Genomic DNA, 21275 nt, shown 5'->3' with positions numbered 1-21275 from the left:
GACTATTAAAATTGACCACAAGCTAGTTTTAAACCTAAAAATAGCATCAGTATTCCACTGGAAAATTCGATGCGCTTCCAAACCTTAGCCCGAGACAAAACATGCGCAAAATAGTGGGTTGTAAATGTCAGTGAGCTGAACCACAGGAGACTGGAGGTCAGTACACCTAATAAGAAGGCTTGTTGATGCTCGGGAAATTGACTGCTGCCTCCTCCTATGATGACCAGACTGTCAATAATTGCATGCGGATTTAGTAAACTAAAGCCAAGGGCAAGCATGACAATCTGCAAACGATTAGGCGTTCGCTCGTCGGGAGCAGCCATCTGCATTTCTTTGCTCAAAGCTTGCTTTAATGTCTTGTACCCATAGTACAGTAAAAAGGCGACGCCAAACCAGGTTACCCATCCCTGCAACGTAGGATGAAGCTTAAGTACCTCGTGCAAACCGGCAACGCTGGCAAAAACCAGAATGATATCGCAGAAAAAACAAACGAGGGCTGAAAGGGCGGCGTGGTTACGTAGAGCACCCTGGCGAATCAGAAAGACATTCTGCGGACCCAGAGCAGTTATTAGCGATAAGCCGAGCATTAAACCATTTAGATATACCGTCATGGTGAATTATCCCTCAAAACGAAATGTGGCAATTATTGCGCATTTTTAATTATAATTAAAATTAATAATTATAATCATTGATAAGTTTTACTTATGAGAATAGAGCAAAGAGGCTTACAGGCTTTGGATGCAGTCATTCAAACCCAGAGTTTTGCGGCAGCCGCCAAGCAATTATTTATTACACAGCCTGCGGTAAGTTTGCGTATCAAACAATTGGAAACCCAATTCGGTCAACCTCTACTTATTCGCTCACTGCCTTATCAAGCGACTCCGTTGGGAGAAAAATTACTTAGTTTGCTACGTCGCACCCGTTTGCTAGAAGAGCATTTATTACAAGAAATTCAACAAGATACGCCAGCCCGCCTTTCTGTTGCATTGAATCGCGATAGTTTGGAAACCTGGTTTGTTCGTTTGTTGGAGGAATTAAAGCTGTTGGAAAAAATCAATATTGACATCATCACTGATGATCAGGAAGTAACTATTGATTATTTCCGTAAAGGTTCAGTATCGGCTTGTGTAACCAGCTACGATCGGCCTTTGCCAGGCTGTGAATGTGTCTTGTTGGGGCATATGGATTATTTATTAGTCGCCTCACCCCCTTTTATCGCCCGTCATTTTAAGGCCAAAAAATCGGTGATCGATAATTTGTTAGCCGCACCGGTGATTATTTTTGATAGCCGCGATCGCCTACCGGAGCATTATTTTAAACATTTTTTTGCGCATTCATTTACCAGGTATCGTTATCATAAGGTGCCTTCCGTGCAGGGATATAAGCAATTCGCTTTAAAAGGCTATGGTTATGGCTGGATCCCGAGTCTGGATATTCGTGACGAGTTAGCACAGGGTTTGTTAGTAGAACTTTGCCCAGATAAACGTTGGTTGATGCCGTTATACTTGCATTACTGGCAGTTACCTGCCAGGCAATACAAGCTTTTTATAGAAAAAATTGCGGAAGGAGCAAAGCGGTTTCTAATTGAAATCTAACTGGAAAATTAGGTCCAGTGCGTTTAAACGACATCAACTTCGATTTTACCTTGCTCAATTCGGGTCGGGTAAATTTTCAAGTTCTTAGGTTTGACAACTTTTCCTAAGAGATTGCCTACAGCAGGTGGCCAGGGTGACCAGCATTTTACATCGCCGGTGGCTAAATCAAATTCACTTTTGTGAAAGGGACAGACAATAGCGCAGTTATCCGTAATTTTACCTTTAGCGAGGGGAAGCTTGAAATGTGGACATTGCGCCTGAACCGCGTGCACTTGCTCGTTATGCCAGATAAAGAGGATTTTGTGGCCGTCAATAAGCAACGTTTCTCTCTCTGTTTGTTGTAATTGGGCTAAATCAACTGCCGCTTTCCACACCATAAGAATTCCTTGGTTGTCCATGAAGGATGGAATCATAGCAACGCTTGTCGGAGATGTCAGCCGAATTATTTTACTTCTTTCGAAACGCTACTGCATTGGCGCATTACGTCGTCGATCCGGTGCTCGAATCCTCATGTACTGGTATGTACACTGCGGTTCTGCGCGCCGTTTCTCCTTGTCCTGCTCTCACTGCAGCGAGTTTCGTAAGAAGTTTATTGGATTTCCGAAACGCTACTGCATTGGCGCATTACGTTGTCGATCCAGTACTCGAATCCTCCAGGACTTACGAAAAACTCCGATCTCTTCGTTAAAATTTGATTTTAATTCGGTCATTTAGTTAAGCTAAACTCCCTCATTAAAATCAAATTTTGCCTCGACCTCGAAGTTTTCGTAAGTCCTGTCCTCGTGTACTGATGTGTACACGGCGGTTCTGCGAGCCGTTTCTCCTCGTACTGCCCCCACTGCAGCGAGTGTCGAAAGAAGTCTATTGTTGTTTTTCGTTAAATCTAGTACTAACAACGTTGCAAGTTGCGTGAGTAGGGGTATAAAATGCCAGATTAATTTTTCCTGTCTGTAGATTACCAAGGGTAATAAGTTTAAGGAGGGAGCGTGGGCTCTTTGTTGAAAAAAAACGCAATCATTGTGTCTTTTTTAGCGTTGGTGATGGCTTTTCCAGGGGCTTTATGGGCTGCTGAAGAAAGCTCCAGCGAACCGATGGATCCTTTGATCGAAGGGTATTACCCTAGTTACCCTCCGACTACTCCTGCCAGTGGTGCCCAGGAAGAATTAATTAAGCGCGGTGAATATTTGGCACGGATGGGGGACTGCATTGCTTGCCATACCGATGTTAAAGGGAAGACGCCAGCTTTTGCAGGCGGTTTGCCGATCAATACTCCTTTTGGTACGTTTTACAGCCCTAATATTACACCTGATAAAGAAACAGGGATTGGAAATTGGACCGAGCAGGATTTCATTCGCGCTTTAAAAGAAGGGCGAGATCCCCAGGGTAGAAATTATTTCCCTGTTTTTCCTTATGTTTATTTCTCCAAAATTTCGGATGATGATGCGCGTGCACTTTACGCTTATTTCATGAATATTCCTGCGGTCAAGCAAAAGAATAAGGATTTGCCTTTCCCCTTCGGTGTACCCGGTGCCCGCTTTTCTTTATGGGGATGGAATTTATTGTTTTTCTTCCCAGAAGATAATGATATTACTTATGAATCTGATAAATCACCCGCATGGAATCGGGGCAAATATATCGTTGATGGTTTAGGACATTGCAGTATGTGTCATACGCCGCTCAATATTTTTGGGGCGCCTAAGAATCGCTTTTACCTCACAGGCAGTTTTATTGATGGTTATTGGGCACCTAATATCACGAAATATGGGTTACACTCAGCAAGCCATTATGAAGTGGCAGATGTTTTTGCTCAGGGTCAACTTATTAATAAGGCAGGCCCGGTTGCGGGGCCTATGGCAGAAGTTAACCATAACAGTTTAACTTACTTGACTGAAGAAGATAGATTGGCAATTGCTACCTATTTAAAAACAGTTGTAAGCGAGGAGCCTTTGGGTGTTTCTCCCTCAGAAAGCCAGCCAACGCTGAAACGAGGCAAGCAGGTTTATGTAAATTCTTGCATTATCTGTCACCAAAAAGGGGAGATGGGTGCGCCATTAATCGGCAATGGAGCCAATTGGTATATGCGCTTAAAGAACAGTGGTTTAACCGGGCTTTATCGCCATGCTATCCACGGCTATAACAGCATGCCTGTGAAAGGGGCTTGTGTGACTTGCTCTGATAACGATATTTTAGCTGCAGTTGATTATATTCTTAACAAATCGCTATCTCGATCACAGTGGAGCGATTTGGCGGCGGGTGGATCCAAAAAATACCCTTCCAATGGAAAAGAAATTTATAACGAAAATTGCAGCATGTGCCACGACTCAGGCAAGCAAGGGGCACCTAAAATTGGTGATAAGGCGATCTGGGAGCCATTAATTGCCAAAAACATGGATGTCTTAATTGAAAATACGATTAAGGGTGAAGCACATCCGAAAAATGGTGGGTGTAAACATTGCACAACCGGTGAGGTTATTGAGGCAATTAAATATATGGTGAGTCAATCAAAAACGGAAGGGAACTTTTCCCTCTGGTAATTGAGGTGTCGTTTCTGGTTTGATTATAAATTTATTTAATTATTGGCCAGCGAAGAATACCTGGCCATTTAAAGAGGTGAGGACGGGGATGCTAAACAGGTTTAAGGTAAGCAAGGTGCTTGCCGCCTTGACGGGACTGGTGATGAGCCAGGCCGTAATGGCTGCAGCGGATAAATGGCAGCTAAATATGTATAAAGGTGTGACGCCTTTAAGTAACGACATGTATGATTTGCACATGATTGCCATGGTGATTTGTGCGATCATCGGTATCGTGGTGTTTGGGGTGATGATTTACTCACTCATCCACCATCGTAAATCGAAAGGTTATACACCGGCTACTTTTCATGACAATACTCGCCTGGAGATTGTTTGGTCGATAATTCCATTTCTGATTCTTGTTGGCCTTGCCATTCCTGCTACCAAAGTTTTGATGCGGATGGATGACACAGCGGAGTCTGATGTCACCATTAAAGTTGTTGGCTATCAATGGAAATGGCAATACCAATATCTCGATCAAGGTATTAGCTATTTTAGTAATTTATCGACTCCTTATGAACAAATACAGAATAAGCAGAAGAAAGGACAGTGGTATTTGCTGGAAGTGGATAAACCCCTGGTCTTACCGGTTAATAAAAAAATTCGTTTCTTGGTGACTTCCAATGATGTGATTCACTCCTGGTGGGTTCCCGAGATTGGCATAAAACGGGATGCCATGCCAGGATTCATGCATGAGGCTTGGGCCAGAATAGAAAAGCCCGGGGTTTATCGTGGCCAGTGTGCTGAATTATGTGGTATTAACCATGGCTTTATGCCCATTGTTGTAAAAGCAGTCAGTGATGAGGAGTTCAATAAATGGGTTGCTGAGCAGGTTAAGGTCAAGGATGAATATGATGCCAGCGTTGCTCAGCCAACAGAACAGCCGAAAATGACTCGTGCTGAACTGATGAGTATGGGTAAGCAAAAATACGATCTCATTTGTGCAGCTTGCCACAAGGCGGATGGTAAAGGGATACCGCCTATGTACCCTGCTCTTAAAGGAAGTTCGGTTGCAGTAGGAAAACCGATTTCACGTCATATTGAATTGGTTCTGCATGGCATACCTGGCTCTGCTATGCAAGCGTATAAAGAGCAATTAAGCGATGCTGAAATTGCCGCAATTATTACCTATGAGCGTAATGCTTGGGAAAATAATACTAACGATGAAGTTCAGCCTGCCGATGTTGCAAAAATACGTCAGGGTGATAATCAACAACCTAAAATGGTGAATAAAGCTCAAGCTGGAGGTTTGCGATGAGTGATATATTAACGCATGATACTGATCACGACGAACATCATGGCCCAGAACAGGGAAAGGGAATAAGCGGTTTTGTAAAACGATGGTTGTTTACAACGAACCATAAAGACATCGGCTCCCTTTATCTCTGGTTGGCGTTGATCAGTTTTTTTATTGCCGGCTCCATGGCGTTAATTATTCGTGCTGAACTTTTTCAGCCTGGCCAGCGATTTGTTGACCCCAACTTCTTTAATCAAATGACCACGCTTCATGGTTTGATTATGCTCTTCGGGGTAGTTATGCCTGCATTTACAGGGATGGCCAACTGGCAAATTCCTATGATGATAGGTGCGCCTGATATGGCTCTGCCACGTTTGAATAACTGGAGTTTCTGGATATTGCCTTTTGCCTTTGTACTCTTGGGCTCAACCATGTTTCATAGCGGTGGTGGACCGAATTTCGGTTGGACGATGTATGCGCCTTTGTCAACCAAATATGCCCCTCCCAGCACTGATTTTATGATTTTCTCGATTCATATGATGGGACTTTCATCCATCATGGGTTCGATCAACATTATCGCTACAATTCTGAATATGCGGGCTCCAGGCATGAGTTTGATGAAAATGCCCATGTTTGTGTGGACGTGGTTGATTACAGCTTTCTTGCTAATTGCCATTATGCCAGTATTAGCCGGGGCTGTAACAATGATGCTTGCCGATAGGCATTTTGGCACCAGCTTTTTCGAGGCGGCTGGCGGCGGGGATCCCATTTTATTCCAACATGTATTCTGGTTTTTCGGTCATCCAGAAGTATACGTTCTTGTTCTGCCAGCCTTCGGTGTGGTGTCAGAAATTATTCCTACATTTAGCCGCAAACCACTATTTGGTTACCATTTCATGGTTTATGCGACCGCAAGTATCGCGATACTTTCCTTCGTAGTCTGGGTACATCATATGTTTACTACGGGTGTTCCTTTAGGCGCAGAATTGTTTTTTATGTATACAACGATGTTAATCGCGGTGCCGACTGGTATTAAGGTTTTCAACTGGGTCAGTACGATGTTCAAAGGCTCAATGACTTTTGAAACCCCGATGCTTTTCGCCATTGCCTTTGTTTTCCTCTTTACTATTGGTGGGTTTACCGGCTTGATGTTGGCCTTGGTGCCAGCAGATTTCCAATACCAGGATACCTATTTTGTGGTTGGCCACTTCCACTACGTTTTGGTGCCGGGCGTTATATTTGCTCTGCTAGGGGCAACCTATTACTGGTTACCAAAGTGGACCGGACATATGTACAACGAGCGTTTAGGAAAATGGCATTTCTGGTTGTCTACCATTTCAGTAAATATCGCATTCTTTCCTATGCATTTCTTAGGTTTGGCTGGAATGCCAAGGCGAATTCCTGATTACGCATTGCAATTCACTAATTTCAATATGATTTCTTCGATTGGTGCGTTTATTTTTGGGTTCTCGCAGTTATTATTTTTGTACAATGTGATAAGAACAGTGCGTGGCGGTAAGAAAGTAGATGCTCGAGTTTGGGAAGGTGCACACGGCCTGGAATGGACTCTACCTTCACCCCCACCTTATCACAGCTTCACTACGCCGCCTGAAATTTGATGAGAAATAAGTAGTTACTAACAGGTAGGGTGGTGAATTTAATGGCTGAAAAAGGTCATGCAAAATTGGTGATTAGTCTTGCGGTGATTGTTATCGGCATGTTTGCTTTTGGCTTTGCCTTAGTACCCATTTACAATAGTTTATGTAGAGTGCTGGGAGTCAATGGCAAAACGAATACCGAAGCAGTTGCTTATGATGAAAAGCAGGCAAAAATCGTGCATGAAAGAGAGGTTGTTGTGGAGTTCGTGGCGACAAATAATAGCTCTGTGCCTTGGGCATTTTATCCCAAGGTTCAGAAGTTAAGAGTGCATCCAGGCGAAATTGCTAAACTTGCTTTTTATGCAGAAAATAAGACAAATCATCGCATGACTGTGCAAGCAATCCCTAGTGTCACACCAGGCATTGCAGCTAAATACCTAAAAAAGACGGAATGTTTTTGTTTTACGCAACAAACTTTAAATGGGCATGAAGCGATGGATATGCCTTTATTATTCCATTTGGATACAGATTTACCGGCAAAGGTTAAGACAATTACTCTGTCTTATACGTTGTTTGATGTCACTAATAAAGTGATTAACTAGTTCGATATAGACGCAGAATCTGTGTTTATATATCGCTAGGCGAACATTATCCCTTACAATGCGCAGCATTTGTGTGGGGCCAGTATCTAAGTCCCAGTTCGTTTAATATAGCGGACTCACGTTAACTAAGCATCGCAGTGCAGTTGCGCTGGCGATATAGATAGAACAGGAGAAAAGTATACAATGGGAGCACATGGCACATATTACGTACCTAAACCCAGTCACTGGCCATTAGTGGGCTCAATTGGTTTGACGACAACGCTGGTTGGCGCTGCCTCTTGGTTACATCACGATTGGTATGGTCCTTATATTTTTACTCTTGGTTTAGCAATTTTAGTGTTTATGATGTTTGGCTGGTTTGGTCAAGTAATTTACGAGAATGAAAAGGGCTTATACGATTTACAGGTTGATCGTTCATTTCGTTGGGGCATGAGCTGGTTTATTTTTTCTGAAGTTTGCTTCTTTGGTGCTTTCTTTGGCGCTCTCTTTTTCGCGCGTTTTTGGTCAGTCCCTCTGCTTGGCGGTGATATCCATCCCATTACCCATATCACACTTTGGTCTGATTTTCAGGCGACCTGGCCCTTGCTGACCAACCCGGACAATCAAGCCTTTGTCGGTGCTGACAAGGCGATGGGAGCCTGGGGTTTGGCTGCTATTAACACCCTTATTTTGTTGACATCAGGCGCTACGATAACTTGGGCACATTGGGCTTTGAAACTGAATAAACGTAAACAACTCATCGCAGGGATGATCTGTACTATTGCGCTGGGTATACTTTTCCTGATGCTGCAATCTTATGAGTATCATGAAGCCTATACCGAAATGAATCTAACGCTGGATGCCGGAATTTATGGCACGACTTTCTTTATGCTGACTGGATTTCACGGTTTGCATGTTACTATCGGGACAATCATGCTGATTGTCATTCTGATGCGTTGCATTCGTGGTCATTTTACCCCTGAGCGCCATTTTGCCTTTGAAGCGGCTGCCTGGTATTGGCACTTTGTAGATGTGGTCTGGTTATTTTTGTTTATTTTTGTCTATTGGCTCTAATAAGCTAAATCGATCTTGAAGAGATAAACCTTGATGTCGCAAGCTCTATCAAGGCTACAGGAATAAATAAGTAGCCTTTGATGGAGGCAGCGACGCCAGGGAAAAAGTTCTACGAAGCTAAATCCTGCCTCAAAGCCCCATCAAGAAACAGTTCTCAGGCTAAACTACGTTCGTGCTAGCATCCGTTACAGCTTGGTGTTGATTAGTAAGCCAGGTTGAAATTGAATAAAATTAATTGTTAACGTATAAGTAAAACGGTATCGGTGAAAGCTGATATGAGTAATGATCGCTTCACCACGAAAAAAGTCGGCGTTAAAAACGACAGGACTTTCTTTATCAAGGTAATCAGTACTAGTCAATTGCATTTCACTTTCCCCGAGCTCAACCAACCAACAAGATGCCTGGGCGTGCCCGCATTTTAACTTGACGGCAACTGGTTGCACAGGTTGGATTTGCATAGTACTTCTCCGCCATATGACTTAATATCGGCAGATAAGATAAAAACTTGAGCACCTAATTTATTAATTGCTTAATAACAGTTTGCAAATTTTGTAGGGTATCGTAATGGATGATTAAGGTTCCTTTACCCGCTTTGCCTGGTTTGATCTTAACCGGAGTTTTCAATCGCTGGGTCAGTGTCTCAATCTGCTCCTGGATTAGAGGAGTAATTTCTCCTTTCACGCCAGTTTCAGGTTTACCATTTTTGACGCGTGCGACTAATTTTTCTGTTTCCCTTACTGACAAATTCTTAGCAACTACTAATTGTGCAACCTGACTTTGTTGCTCATCACTAAGCATAAGTAAGGCACGTGCATGCCCCATATCCAAATCACCATGCTCCAAAAATTGTTTTACTTCCGTGTTCAAACCCAATAAACGCAGGTAGTTACTCACAGCAGTTCGCGATTTGCCTAACAGGTCGGCAACTTGCTGATGGGTTAAATCAAATTCATCGGTAAGGCGATGCATGGCGCGAGCTTGATCCATGGCGTTGAGATCTTCACGCTGCAAATTCTCCACTAAAGCGATAGCCATAGCTGTTTCGTCATCTACCTGGCGCAAGACGACAGGAACTTCAGTAAAACCGATTAATTGGCAGGCACGCCACCGCCGTTCGCCGGCTATGATTTCATAACGTCCATTAGCAATTTCACGAACTACCAATGGTTGTAGCAAGCCTTGTTGCTTGATGGATGCAGCCAATTCAGCCAACGGTGCCTCCTCGATTTCTGCTCGAGGTTGATATTTACCAGGTTGCAAGCTATCTATAGCCAGGTTTAATCGTTCGGTTGTTGCTTTTTCATTAAGCAAATTTACCGCAGAATTACCTAGTAAGGCAGATAAATTACGTCCTAAACCACTGCGTTTTGTTGTCATAATTACCTCGATTAACCGGCCACGGTGGTTTGCTTACTAATGACTTCGGCAGCTAATACCATATAAGCGGCTGCGCCCGGTGATGATTTGTCGTAGTATAACGCTGGCAAACCATGACTGGGTGCTTCAGCAAGGCGTACGTTTCTTGGAACTACCGTTCGGTATACTTTATTTTGGAAATGCTCCAATAGCTGTTTTGAGACGTCAGAGCACAAGCGATTACGTGCATCGTACATGGTACGTAGAACACCTTCAATATGCAGGCGCGGGTTTACCGAGGCCTTAATTTGTTCAATAGTGGACACCAGGGCAGCCAAACCTTCGAGCGCATAATATTCACATTGCATCGGAATTAACACGGAATCGGCGGCTACTAATGCGTTGATAGTGAGTGTATTTAATGCAGGAGGGCAGTCGATTAGGATAAAGTCATAGGCGCTTTGTATGGATTGTAATGCCTTAAATAGGAAGGTTTCACGATGGTTTCTTTCCATCAAACTAACTTCGGCAACAGTCAAATCGCCATTAGCCGGTATTAAATCAAAACCACAGGCTGTGGTTAAACAAGCCTGCTCGGCGAGACAATCACGCAGTAAAACATCATTCGCAGTATGCACCAGCGTGCTTTTATCAACGCCTGAACCCATCGTTGCATTACCTTGGGGATCTAAATCAACGAGTAAAACCTGTTGACGATTCGCAGCGATAGAAGTTGCTAGATTAATTGCTGTCGTGGTTTTGCCCACGCCCCCTTTCTGATTGGCAATGGCTATGACTTTTGCCATGGTTATTCCTTGATTGCATTTTCAATAATGACGCAGCAACGCTTACCATCCAGGCCGGGTACTGTATAGGACTGGACTTGATAGGGTAGGTTGATGCTCGCCAGTTCGGTTTCAGGATAGCGTCCTTTCATGGCAAGCCAGATACCATTTGTCTCAACAAGATGGTTAGTCCATTTCAACATTTGCGCCAGATCGCTGAAGGCCCGACTTGTTACTGTATCAAAACCGCGTGATGGGTGGTAGTTTTCTACACGAGTTTGCACGATTTCAATATTATCTATGGTCAGAGCACGCTTTACTTCTTGCAGGAATCGTATTTTTTTGCCATTACTGTCCAGTAAAACCACATGTAAGTCAGGTTGTATAAGTGCTAACGGGATACCTGGTAAACCGGCTCCGGTCCCAACATCCAGCAAACGTTTGCCCCGAATCCATGGCGCAATAGCCAAGCTGTCAAGCAGGTGACGGGTAACCATGACATCCATATCTCTAATCGCAGTTAAATTATAACTACGATTCCATTTGTGTAGTAATGATAAATAATGCAACAGTGGTTCAGTTTCTGTTGATATGCCCAGTTCTTGCAGACCCTTATTGAGAATTAAAGCCAGCTCAGGTGAGATACTCATGCTGGTTCTCGATGCTTTTTGAGATAAATTAACAACAAGGATAAGGCTGCCGGGGTGACACCTGAAATGCGCCCTGCCTGGGCCATTGTTCTTGGTTTGATACGGCTTAATTTCTGGATGACTTCCGTCGACAAACCAGGAACAGCCGTATAGTCCAGGTTTTCCGGTAGCTGCGTGTTCTCATGCTTGCGTAAACGCTCAATATCCAGGAGTTGCCGTTCTATATAACCTGCGTATTTACTTTGAATTTCTACTTGTTCAGCAATATCAGCAGCTAACTCTGGTAAACCCAAATGAGTAACAGCCTGCAAATCCCTATAGTTGATTTCCGGTCGTTTAAGGAGATCTGCCGCACGGCAATCCTGTTGCAGCGGGTTTGCAATCATCGCAGCGAAATCTTCATTGTGTGCAACCCGGATCCAGGTGTCTTTCAGTTGGGCTTGTGCCTGCTCTATTGCTTCCCGTTTCTTACAAAAAGCTTGCCAGCGTTCATCGCCCACTAAGCCTAATTCACGGCCCTTTTCTGTGAGGCGAAGGTCGGCATTATCCTCACGTAAAAGCAGGCGATATTCTGCCCTTGAGGTAAACATCCGGTAGGGTTCCTGGGTCCCGCAGGTAATCAAATCATCAATGAGGACACCGATGTAGGCTTCATCGCGACGAGGACACCATAAGGGTTTTTCCTGCGTTTGTAAGGCTGCGTTCATGCCGGCAATCAAACCTTGCGCTGCCGCCTCTTCATAGCCAGTAGTACCATTGATTTGACCAGCAAAAAACAGATTGGAGAGCGGTTTGGTCTGGAGGTAAGGTGTTAAGCCGCGTGGATCAAAATAATCGTATTCAATGGCATAACCCGGGCGAGTAATATGAGCATTTTCAAAGCCCTTGATAGTGCGAACAAATTGAACCTGTACTTCGAAAGGTAAACTGGTTGATATACCATTGGGATATATTTCGTCTGTGGTTAATCCTTCGGGTTCAACAAAAATCTGGTGGGATGTTTTATCGGCAAAGCGAACTACTTTGTCTTCAATGGAAGGACAATAGCGAGGGCCAATACCCTCAATAACACCCGCATACATAGGGGATTGATGCAGATTGGCTTGAATAATTTCATGCGTAGCGGCAGTTGTATGTGTTATGTAGCAGGGCAGTTGCTGTGGATGTAGTGCCGTAGTCCCCAGATAGGAAAATACGGGCACAGGCATATCGCCAGGTTGAACCGACATTTGTGCATAATCAAGCGAGCGCCCATCGATACGGGGAGGCGTTCCGGTTTTCAAGCGGCCGACAGGCAATTCTAATTCACGTAAGCGTTTTGCCAAGGCAATAGCAGGGGGATCACCAGCGCGCCCACCAGCATATTGACTCATTCCTACATGAATTTTTCCGCCCAAAAAAGTACCCACAGTTAAAACGACAGCATGGGCTCGCAAAACTAAACCCATCTGGGTGACAACGCCTTTGACTTGTTCCCCTTCAACCAGCAAATCATCAACGGCCTGTTGAAACAACGTTAAATTAACTTGATTTTGTAATTGTTGTCGAATTGCTTGCCGATAAAGTACACGATCTGCTTGTGCTCGAGTGGCTCGCACGGCCGGTCCTTTAGAAGCATTGAGGATACGGAACTGGATACCTGCTTTATCGGCAGCTAAAGCCATGGCACCATCAAGTGCATCAATTTCTTTGACCAGATGGCCTTTACCAATACCGCCGATAGCAGGATTGCAAGACATTTGCCCAAGCATATCCATGTTATGAGTAAGTAGCAGTGTTTGAGCACCTAGACGGGCTGCTGCAAGTGCTGCTTCAGTACCGGCATGGCCACCGCCGACAACAATAACGTCGTAATGTTTTTCAAGATTCATTTAAGGAAACTATTGCGCAACAAATCAGCAATTATACATTTTTTTATTAGCATACCCAACCTCTAAGTAGCATGAATAAAAAAGTTGATTCTTGAAGCCTCCTTGCAAGGAACAAATTATTACTGTCTATGCTTGTTTGTTAACCTATCAAACGGTAAATGCCCGGGGTCTCTGGTGCTGAGTTATTCTCTGCCATACTTTCCTTATGAGAATTATCTATTTGGTAAAATAGATAAGCGGCAGTCATTAAAAGAGCTACTGGCCAAGAAACCGCTGCTGCAGTGATAAAGAATGCAGGTCCGGTTGTATTGTAGAATAACCCTTTCCAAAAATTGGAATAGGCGTCACTGCTTTCCTTCTTTAATTGGATAAGTAATTCCTGATGTATTGTATCATCGACCAGTTTACCATTGACCAATTCGCGCTGAATGGCTATCGTTGAATTTTTATAGGTCTTGTAGTCATCTGCGGACACATACATGGCAGTTCCCAGCATGCTTAAAGCAGCTAGATAAGCCAGAGAAAGCCCTCCGGTAAAAATCAAGGTTGCCCCAAAGCCAGCGACGACAGCGCTTGCTGCGACGACGTTAAAAGCATAATAAGACGTTTGAGCTGCCCATTCGTCATTTAAGATATCAATCTGCCGGTTTATAACGGCTAATTGTTGTTCTGATTTAGGCAACCCAGTAGTTTGTTGCTCCTCTAATTCTGCAATACGATGATTATATTTAGCTTTTTCAAAAAGCCAGCTTGCGAGGATGAGTGCTACATCGAAAACTAAAAAGGCTACGGTTATTTTATCCGCTGCGGCCACCGAAATATGAAAAAGCTTATTGTAATTGGTTAGCAAATTGACCGTGCCCCAAACGCTATCATTGAGCATGGAAAAGCCACTTTTTTCCAGTTCTTGTTTTAAAACTTTTTTGCCTGATAAATCATTTCCTGACTCGGCATCCATAACCCGTTTTGTTACTGTGACCAGGTTAATTATAAAGCGCAATGCATAGATACTTACACTCAACACGTATAAGACTTGCTGCGGCTTATCGAGCGCTTTGACAAAGTCATCCATACTGTAATGGTGTCCAAATGTTGCGTTTACTCTTTTTAAGTAATCAGGGATACCACTTTTTTGCAAAAGAACAATGGCGTTGTTGATCATGCCATGACAGTAAATCCAATAAATACGATTGTTATTTAAGTTAGAGATGTTATCACGAAATTTGGCTGAATCAGTTAAGCTCGCTTTATAATCAGAAACAGTATCAGATACTTTATTTCTTAAAAAAGAAGAAAGCGGAACTGCTTTTTTACCCTCTTTAGACTTGGAAGAGGCACTTGGCGTTTTAAAACTAACTATCTCTGCTTTCTTCTTGTGCAGATCATTAAGCGTAGCTTCATCATAGTTGCATTGGTAATAGAGGATCATTAAATCACAAAGCGCTTCCATACAGCACACTATGTCGTTGTCTCGGTCTTTTTCCCAGCGCTTTTTATTAGAAAGGAATAACTGATATAAAGATGAAAATTCTGCATCCAGCTGATTTAGGTTAAAATCAGCAGCCTTAAAGTCAAAGGCTTCTGATACTTTAGGCTTTTTATTAAAAAAGCTGTCTTTAAGCTGATTTAGATGGGATGGAGGCATAAATAATTTCCTGGTTTTAAAGCAATAATTTAAAAATTTACTTAGAGATTGCTCATTTGCTGCAATCAGCAATGGCGGGAAAAAGCTCGTTATGAAGAGCGTGCACGCATACTACGTGTGGTTATTCTTTTTATAAGTGAGGGAGTGTGCAGTAAATTATTTAAAATAACATGTCCGCGGTCCTTAAGCGAAAGCAAGGCTATTTTTACAAAAGGAACGCTTGTAGGCATAATATCACCTCAACAATAAAAAGTTAGTGCACAAGAAATACCACTGAAATAGTGCAACATGTTCTTTTTTTATAACATAATCTCTGTTTATTGAACAAGCATTTAAGGAACAAATTTACACAATTGATAAATTAATTATGAAATCAGCTGCGATTTTGTTAAAAAAAAGAAATCAGAGCTGCAATTGTAGCCAAGATGATTATAATTGTCACTAAAAATAAGGGTGGTTGGTAGCCAAGTAACCACAATGTAAAATTATTCCTTTCATAAAATGAGTGAAAAATGAAAAAAGCAGTTGTTCTATTATCAGGAGGCCTTGACTCTACGACCTGTTTGGCGATGGCGAAAGCGCAAGGATTTGCGTGTTATGCACTTAGCTTTGCCTATGGCCAAAGGCATTCCGTGGAATTATCGGCAGCACGCCGCGTTGCTGCTCATTTCTCAGTAGTAGAACACCGTGTCGTGACCCTCGATCTTGGTCAATTCGGCGGTTCGGCTTTGACCGATGAAACACGGTCGGTACCAGATTATAAAGGAGATGGACTAATTCCAGTGACTTATGTCCCTGCACGCAATACGGTATTTTTATCTATTGCACTGAGTTTTGCGGAAGTCATTGGTGCGCGTGACATTTTTATTGGGGTCAGTGCAGTTGATTATTCTGGCTATCCAGATTGTCGTCCGGAGTATATTGCTGCTTTTGAACACATGGCTAATTTGGCAACCAAGGCTGGCGTGGAAGGCGAAGGGGTAAAATTACATACGCCTTTACAACATTTGAGTAAAGCAGAAACCATTTTAGCGGGCAAGCATTTAGGCGTAGATTATGCATTGACCGTATCTTGTTATCAAGCAACAGAGAGTGGCCATGCTTGTGGGCGCTGTGATAGCTGTACCTACCGCCGACAAGGCTTTGAGGCCGCTGGAGTGGCTGATCCAACATTGTATCTTTAAAGTATTCCCCAGCAGGTTCGATATTAAACATAATTTTATTTTCTAGTATTGAACCAGGACATGGATTCCGTATAAAGGTTGAGCATTCTACGAAATAGGTTCGTTTTAGAGCCATTTGCTTTGCGTTATGACAACGGTTGTACATTTCCAGTTCGTTTTTAGTTAGCCGCCTGCTATGATTCGCCTCGGTTACTAAAACAAGGAGAAAGACATGACTGTTTTGGAGTTTTCAAGGATGCATTGGGCTGCAGCATCAGCTCTTTTTATTGCAACATCGCTTGCAGTTGCGACGGGAACAATAATTTTTCTTCATCCCGGAATTATACTGGCAGTAGCGGGATTCACCCTATCAGATGCTATGCCCTTAGCCTTTATTGGGTTAATGCCCCTTCCTGCCGCCATTACTACTTTGTCTGCTCTTGTTTTTAGCATCAATCTGATTCTTAGTACATTCTTTAATATAGTGGTTGCAATATACAACGCCATGGATCATTTTTTTCGCCCGGACGATATTAATTTGGGAGACGGTTATCGTACTGAAAAGAATAGAGATTTACGGAAATTACTCAGTGAACATTGGGCGATGACTTTCGCTCTTCTTATTGCAACAGCCTTTGCTATAGCCATTGCTACGGTAGCCTTTCTTTATCCACCATTCATTCTGGCAATTGCCGGGTTTACTTTATTTGATACCACGCCTTTAGCATTTATAGGACCTATGCCTCTCCCGGCTGCTGTTCTTACGATAACCGCCCTTGTGTTCAGTATTAATGTGGTTGCCAGTATTCTCTTTAATACGGTCGTGACTATTTACAATGGTTTGGATCATTTGTTGCAGCCGGAACTGTCGGAGCATTTAATAACTACTAGCCATCGTAATATGCAGGAGGGTGGTTTGAAAAAAAGACAATCAGACGGTGATAAGATGGCTCCTGCTAATGGGGGTGAAAAGTATGGTGACGATACGCATTATTTTTCGCCCATTGATTCGCCGAGCCGAGGCATAAAGGTTGATGGCCATCTTTCCCCTTCTACAGATATAGGCTCACCCCGCAAAAATAACTGTTTTTAATCAGGGGAGGCAAGAACGGTTCCAGTAACAGTTTTTCATTATTAGGTTGCTAGCGATTATTCTTGCCAACGTTTTACTAAGCCGCTATCAATATCGAACAAATCTAAAATTCTCCCGACGCTATGATTAATCAAATCATCAATCGTTTGTGGCTGAGTATAAAAGGCGGGGACAGGCGGGCAAATAATTCCTCCCATTTGTGTAATGGTGACCATGTTTTGCAGATGTCCCAGATGCAAGGGCGTTTCTCTCGGCATTAAAACCAAACGGCGGCGCTCTTTAAGAACGACATCGGCTGCGCGGGTCAGCAAAGTCCCTGTAATACCATGAGCAATTTCGCCGAGCGTTTTCATGGAGCAGGGGGCGATAATCATGCCTTTTGTTTTATAGGAGCCACTCGCGATAGACGCACTGATATCATTAACAGGATGATAACTATCAGCTAAATTCTTAAGTTCTTCCATTGTTAAATTGGTTTCGCAAGCACGGGTGAGTTGAGCGGCTTTACTCACTATCAGATGCGTTTCAATAGGAAAATTTTTTAAGACTTGCAGCAAGCGAATACCGTAAATAATACCGGATGAACCGCTAATACCAATAATAAGACGTGGGTTATTCATGAGGCTTATTATCCTTTTTCATCGTGCAACTATAATATTAGCCTTTATTGTAACGTATAAATCGAGCATTCCAGCGGCGTATGCGTTATAATTTGCCATTTTTATTGTTGCGAGTAATCACTTTATGACAACAGTCCGCAAAATGCTGGTGACCAGCGCACTCCCCTATGCGAATGGACACTTACACTTGGGGCATTTGGTCGAACATATCCAGACTGACATTTGGGTGCGTACTCATAAAATGCTAGGCCATGAATGTATCAGTGTTTGTGGTGATGATGCCCACGGCACGCCAATTATGCTGAAAGCAGAACAATTGGGGATAACTCCGGAAGAACTGACTACGCAAATGAGACAGAGTCATGAGCAGGACTTTAAAGCATTTGCTATTGCTTATGATTGTTACCATACAACTCATTCCGAGGAAAACCGGTTATTGGCTGCTCAAATTTATGAACGGTTACAAGCGGCTGGCGCTATTGTTAAAAAAACCATTCGCCAAGCCTATGACCCAGTGAAGGCAATGTTCTTGCCCGATCGCTATGTGAAAGGAACATGTCCTAAATGTGGTGCTGCCGATCAATACGGTGATAATTGCGAATCTTGCGGTGCAACTTATGCACCAACCGAACTCATTAATCCTGTTTCCGCTATTTCCGGCGCAAAGCCTGTTGAAAAAGAGTCTGAGCATTATTTCTTTGATTTGCCGCGTTATGAACAATTATTAAAGGAATGGACGCGTAATGGCCATTTGCAAACAGAAGTAGCCAACAAATTGGACGAATGGTTTGCTGCTGGCTTAAAACAGTGGGACATTTCCCGTGATGCGCCTTATTTTGGTTTTCAAATTCCGAATGTTAGTGATAAATATTTCTATGTTTGGTTAGATGCGCCGATTGGTTACATGGCTAGCTTTAAGAAATACAGTGATGAAAATAATTTGTCCTTTGCCGAGTTTTGGGATAAAAACGCTACAACGGAGTTGTACCATTTCGTTGGTAAGGACATTGTTTATTTCCATGCGTTGTTCTGGCCGGCTTTATTGGCAGCCAGTGGACATCGATTACCCACAGCCATTTTTACACATGGTTTTCTAACCGTGAATGGCCAGAAAATGTCAAAATCACGCGGTACTTTTGTTGAAGCTCGTACTTATCTCGCTCACTTGCATCCAGAGTACTTACGTTATTATTTTGCTGCAAAACTAAGTAGTCGTGTTGATGATCTGGATTTGAATTTTGATGATTTTATTAACCGGGTGAACGCAGATTTAGTAGGTAAAGTGGTTAATATTGCTAGTCGTTGTGCGGGTTTTATTAATAAGCGTTTTGATAATCAATTGGCAACGGAATTAGCAGAGCCTGCTCTTTACCAGCAGCTGCTGGCTCAAAAGACAGAGATTATCGATGCCTTTGTCAAGCGGGATTATGCGCGTGCTATCAGACAAATCATGGAATGTGCTGATCGAGTTAATCAGTATATCGATACGAACAAGCCCTGGGTACTTGCCAAGGACAATGAGCGCTTGGCTGATGTCCAGACAATTTGTACTATGGGTTTGAATCTGTTTCGTTTGTTAATGACTTATTTAAAGCCGGTATTACCGATGATGGCTGAAGCTTGCGAACAATTTCTAAATTGCGAAGCGTTGGGCTGGGACAATATCGATAAACCGCTGCTTGGCCACACGATTAATACGTTTAAACCTCTCATGGTGAGAGTAGAAAAAGAGAAAATTGATGCCATGCTATTACAAACCAAGGAGTCTCTGGTGAATGCAACGGATGCTCAAAAAAACCAGGCTAAGGCTGTAGAGAATACAATCAGTATTGAGGATTTTACCAAAGTTGATTTACGGGTCGCTCGAATTATGTCTGCTGAAGCTGTTGAAGGAGCGGATAAGTTATTACGCCTGCAACTGGATTTGGGTGATGGGCAGCGACAAGTATTTGCCGGAATTAAAAGCGCTTACGCACCTGATGATCTCATCGGTCGTTTGACTGTGGTAGTAGCAAATTTGGCACCACGAACCATGCGTTTTGGGATATCTGAAGGCATGGTCTTGGCCGCGGGTGATGGGAAAGATATTTTTCTTTTACAGCCAGATGCAGGAGCGCAACCTGGTATGAAGATAAAATGATGGTTTCTGTTAAGGCAATTGATGAGTTATTACCGCAAACACAATGCGGTGAGTGCGGCTATCCAGGCTGTTTACCTTATGCTGAAGCCTTGGCGCAAGGTACTGCACCTATTGATCGTTGTCCACCCGGCGGGGTGACGACAATGCGAGCTCTTGGTGAGTTGTTAGGCGTTGATACAGAATCCTACTTAGCGGCAGTCGAAGCAAATACGCGTCCGCCTTCTCTTGCTGTTATTCGTGAAACGGAGTGCATCGGTTGTACCAAATGTATTCAAGCTTGTCCTGTTGATGCGATTATTGGTAGTGCCAAGGTGATGCATGCTGTTATTGCTCATGAATGTACAGGCTGCGGGCTCTGTGTGGCGCCTTGTCCCGTAGATTGTATTGAACTGGTGGATTTGCCAGAACCTGGCTACGATAAAACAGTAGCTCGCCAACGGTTTCATGCCAAACAGGCGCGTTTGTTAAGGGAAGAACAGGAGAAACAGCAAATTTATCGTGAAAAGCGCCAATTGGCCGGTAAAACCAGCGATGTCAGGCAGGATGTACAAGCAAAACAGGACTATATCAGGCAAGCACTGATGAGAGTGCAGGCAAAGAAGAAATGAACAAAGCAAAACGTCGTGCTATTTTTGAACGTTTTCGCGCTCAAAATCCCCATCCTACGACAGAGTTGCGTTATAGTTCGCCTTTTGAATTGCTCATTGCTGTCATGCTTTCCGCGCAGGCGACTGATGTGAGTGTTAATAAGGCAACGGCTAAACTTTTTCCTGTTGCCAATACGCCCCAAGCGATATTGGCTCTCGGTGAAGAGCAACTAAAAACGTATATAAAAACAATTGGCTTGTTTAATAGTAAAGCACAAAATGTGGTAAAGACTTGCCAATGCCTTATTGAAAAGCATGATGGTCAAGTACCAAGCAGTCGTGAAGCCTTGGAAGCGTTGCCGGGTGTAGGGCGTAAAACAGCCAATGTGGTGCTCAATACAGCGTTTGGTCAGCCAACGATGGCAGTAGACACCCATATTTTTCGGGTTGCCAATCGAACTGGAATAGCCCCGGGAAAAACACCACTGGCTGTTGAATTGGCTTTACTTAAGCAGGTTGACAAAGAATTCATCCAGGATGCTCACCACTGGCTTATTTTACATGGCCGCTATGTCTGTGTTGCTCGTAAACCGCGTTGCCCCGATTGCCTTATTCGCGATCTTTGTGAATTTGACCATAAAACTAAATAATCAGATTAGGCAGTTTCTAATCTACTCTGGTAATTTTTTAAGGTTGCTCCTAGAATAAAA

The 21275-nt window shown here is 43.2% G+C and carries 20 protein-coding genes; 11 read left to right on the top strand and 9 right to left on the bottom strand.

Annotated features, from left to right (window positions below; translation table 11 throughout):
• Positions 1-5: 5 nt before the first annotated feature.
• Positions 6-611, bottom strand: coding sequence for a LysE/ArgO family amino acid transporter (locus tag ACN4Z1_RS01015; RefSeq protein ID WP_228363608.1), 606 nt, complete (start codon positions 609-611; stop codon positions 6-8).
• Between the two features lie 93 nt (positions 612-704).
• On the opposite strand from ACN4Z1_RS01015, the gene ACN4Z1_RS01010 reads away from it, so the two are divergent.
• Positions 705-1595, top strand: coding sequence for an ArgP/LysG family DNA-binding transcriptional regulator (locus ACN4Z1_RS01010; RefSeq protein ID WP_228363609.1), 891 nt, complete (start codon positions 705-707; stop codon positions 1593-1595).
• A 23-nt stretch (positions 1596-1618) separates the two neighbouring features.
• On the opposite strand, the gene ACN4Z1_RS01005 is transcribed toward ACN4Z1_RS01010, so the two are convergent.
• On the bottom strand, positions 1619-1972 hold the full coding sequence (locus ACN4Z1_RS01005; protein WP_115220049.1) for a Rieske (2Fe-2S) protein: 354 nt from the start codon (positions 1970-1972) through the stop codon (positions 1619-1621).
• Between the two features lie 714 nt (positions 1973-2686).
• Here ACN4Z1_RS01005 and ACN4Z1_RS01000 point away from each other — a divergent pair.
• The 5 genes from ACN4Z1_RS01000 to ACN4Z1_RS00980 all read left to right on the top strand — a co-directional run bounded on the left by ACN4Z1_RS01000 (position 2687) and on the right by ACN4Z1_RS00980 (position 8655).
• Positions 2687-4129: a c-type cytochrome gene (locus ACN4Z1_RS01000; protein WP_370634578.1), complete on the top strand. Its 1443-nt coding sequence runs from the start codon at positions 2687-2689 to the stop codon at positions 4127-4129.
• An 88-nt stretch (positions 4130-4217) separates the two neighbouring features.
• The gene (gene coxB / locus ACN4Z1_RS00995; RefSeq protein ID WP_228363610.1) at positions 4218-5423 is read left to right on the top strand and encodes a cytochrome c oxidase subunit II; all 1206 of its coding nucleotides are present in this window, start codon (positions 4218-4220) and stop codon (positions 5421-5423) included.
• Positions 5420-7021, top strand: a complete 1602-nt coding sequence (gene ctaD / locus ACN4Z1_RS00990; RefSeq protein ID WP_115220052.1) for a cytochrome c oxidase subunit I — start codon at positions 5420-5422, stop codon at positions 7019-7021. Before coxB ends, ctaD begins: the two co-directional genes overlap by 4 nt.
• 41 nt (positions 7022-7062) lie before the next feature.
• Complete coding sequence (locus ACN4Z1_RS00985) at positions 7063-7602, top strand: cytochrome c oxidase assembly protein (protein WP_228363611.1); 540 nt, start codon at positions 7063-7065, stop codon at positions 7600-7602.
• Positions 7603-7785: 183 nt separating this feature from the next.
• Positions 7786-8655, top strand: coding sequence for a cytochrome c oxidase subunit 3 (locus ACN4Z1_RS00980; protein ID WP_115220054.1), 870 nt, complete (start codon positions 7786-7788; stop codon positions 8653-8655).
• Positions 8656-8840: 185 nt separating this feature from the next.
• Here ACN4Z1_RS00980 and ACN4Z1_RS00975 read toward each other — a convergent pair whose 3' ends face one another.
• From ACN4Z1_RS00975 to ACN4Z1_RS00950, 6 genes are all read right to left on the bottom strand, one after another.
• Positions 8841-9113 carry a hypothetical protein gene (locus ACN4Z1_RS00975; protein ID WP_115220055.1) on the bottom strand — a complete coding sequence of 91 codons (273 nt, stop codon included), beginning with the start codon at positions 9111-9113 and terminating at the stop codon, positions 8841-8843.
• A gap of 55 nt (positions 9114-9168) precedes the next feature.
• Positions 9169-10032: a ParB/RepB/Spo0J family partition protein gene (locus ACN4Z1_RS00970; RefSeq protein WP_228363612.1), complete on the bottom strand. Its 864-nt coding sequence runs from the start codon at positions 10030-10032 to the stop codon at positions 9169-9171.
• 11 nt (positions 10033-10043) lie between these two features.
• Positions 10044-10817 carry a ParA family protein gene (locus ACN4Z1_RS00965; RefSeq protein ID WP_115220057.1) on the bottom strand — a complete coding sequence of 258 codons (774 nt, stop codon included), beginning with the start codon at positions 10815-10817 and terminating at the stop codon, positions 10044-10046.
• Positions 10818-10819: 2 nt separating this feature from the next.
• The gene (gene rsmG / locus ACN4Z1_RS00960) at positions 10820-11446 is read right to left on the bottom strand and encodes a 16S rRNA (guanine(527)-N(7))-methyltransferase RsmG (RefSeq protein WP_228363613.1); all 627 of its coding nucleotides are present in this window, start codon (positions 11444-11446) and stop codon (positions 10820-10822) included.
• Positions 11443-13317 carry a tRNA uridine-5-carboxymethylaminomethyl(34) synthesis enzyme MnmG gene (gene mnmG, locus ACN4Z1_RS00955; protein WP_115220059.1) on the bottom strand — a complete coding sequence of 625 codons (1875 nt, stop codon included), beginning with the start codon at positions 13315-13317 and terminating at the stop codon, positions 11443-11445. Before mnmG ends, rsmG begins: the two co-directional genes overlap by 4 nt.
• Before the next feature lie 139 nt (positions 13318-13456).
• Positions 13457-14962, bottom strand: a complete 1506-nt coding sequence (locus tag ACN4Z1_RS00950) for a hypothetical protein (RefSeq protein ID WP_228363614.1) — start codon at positions 14960-14962, stop codon at positions 13457-13459.
• Positions 14963-15474: 512 nt separating this feature from the next.
• On the opposite strand from ACN4Z1_RS00950, the gene queC reads away from it, so the two are divergent.
• The gene (gene queC, locus ACN4Z1_RS00945; protein ID WP_115220061.1) at positions 15475-16146 is read left to right on the top strand and encodes a 7-cyano-7-deazaguanine synthase QueC; all 672 of its coding nucleotides are present in this window, start codon (positions 15475-15477) and stop codon (positions 16144-16146) included.
• 211 nt (positions 16147-16357) lie between these two features.
• Positions 16358-17218 (top strand): hypothetical protein, encoded by an 861-nt coding sequence (locus tag ACN4Z1_RS00940; protein WP_228363615.1) that lies wholly within the window; start codon positions 16358-16360, stop codon positions 17216-17218.
• Positions 17219-17274: 56 nt separating this feature from the next.
• Here ACN4Z1_RS00940 and ACN4Z1_RS00935 read toward each other — a convergent pair whose 3' ends face one another.
• Positions 17275-17838, bottom strand: a complete 564-nt coding sequence (locus ACN4Z1_RS00935) for a UbiX family flavin prenyltransferase (protein WP_115220063.1) — start codon at positions 17836-17838, stop codon at positions 17275-17277.
• Positions 17839-17962: 124 nt separating this feature from the next.
• Between ACN4Z1_RS00935 and metG the strand changes: the two genes are divergently transcribed.
• From metG to nth, 3 genes are read left to right on the top strand one after another with little or no spacing between them, the layout of a single operon-like run.
• The gene (metG, locus tag ACN4Z1_RS00930; RefSeq protein WP_228363616.1) at positions 17963-19978 is read left to right on the top strand and encodes a methionine--tRNA ligase; all 2016 of its coding nucleotides are present in this window, start codon (positions 17963-17965) and stop codon (positions 19976-19978) included.
• Positions 19978-20586 carry an RnfABCDGE type electron transport complex subunit B gene (locus ACN4Z1_RS00925; protein ID WP_228364082.1) on the top strand — a complete coding sequence of 203 codons (609 nt, stop codon included), beginning with the start codon at positions 19978-19980 and terminating at the stop codon, positions 20584-20586. Before metG ends, ACN4Z1_RS00925 begins: the two co-directional genes overlap by 1 nt.
• Positions 20583-21215 carry an endonuclease III gene (gene nth, locus ACN4Z1_RS00920; RefSeq protein WP_419387976.1) on the top strand — a complete coding sequence of 211 codons (633 nt, stop codon included), beginning with the start codon at positions 20583-20585 and terminating at the stop codon, positions 21213-21215. Before ACN4Z1_RS00925 ends, nth begins: the two co-directional genes overlap by 4 nt.
• Positions 21216-21275: the final 60 nt, after the last annotated feature.

Source organism: Legionella sp. ST3F1 (assembly GCF_048553315.1).
GTDB lineage: Bacteria > Pseudomonadota > Gammaproteobacteria > Legionellales > Legionellaceae > Tatlockia > Tatlockia donaldsonii.
The sequence above is the reverse complement of the archived record's forward strand: the minus strand, read 5'-3'. Positions and strand labels throughout refer to the sequence as shown.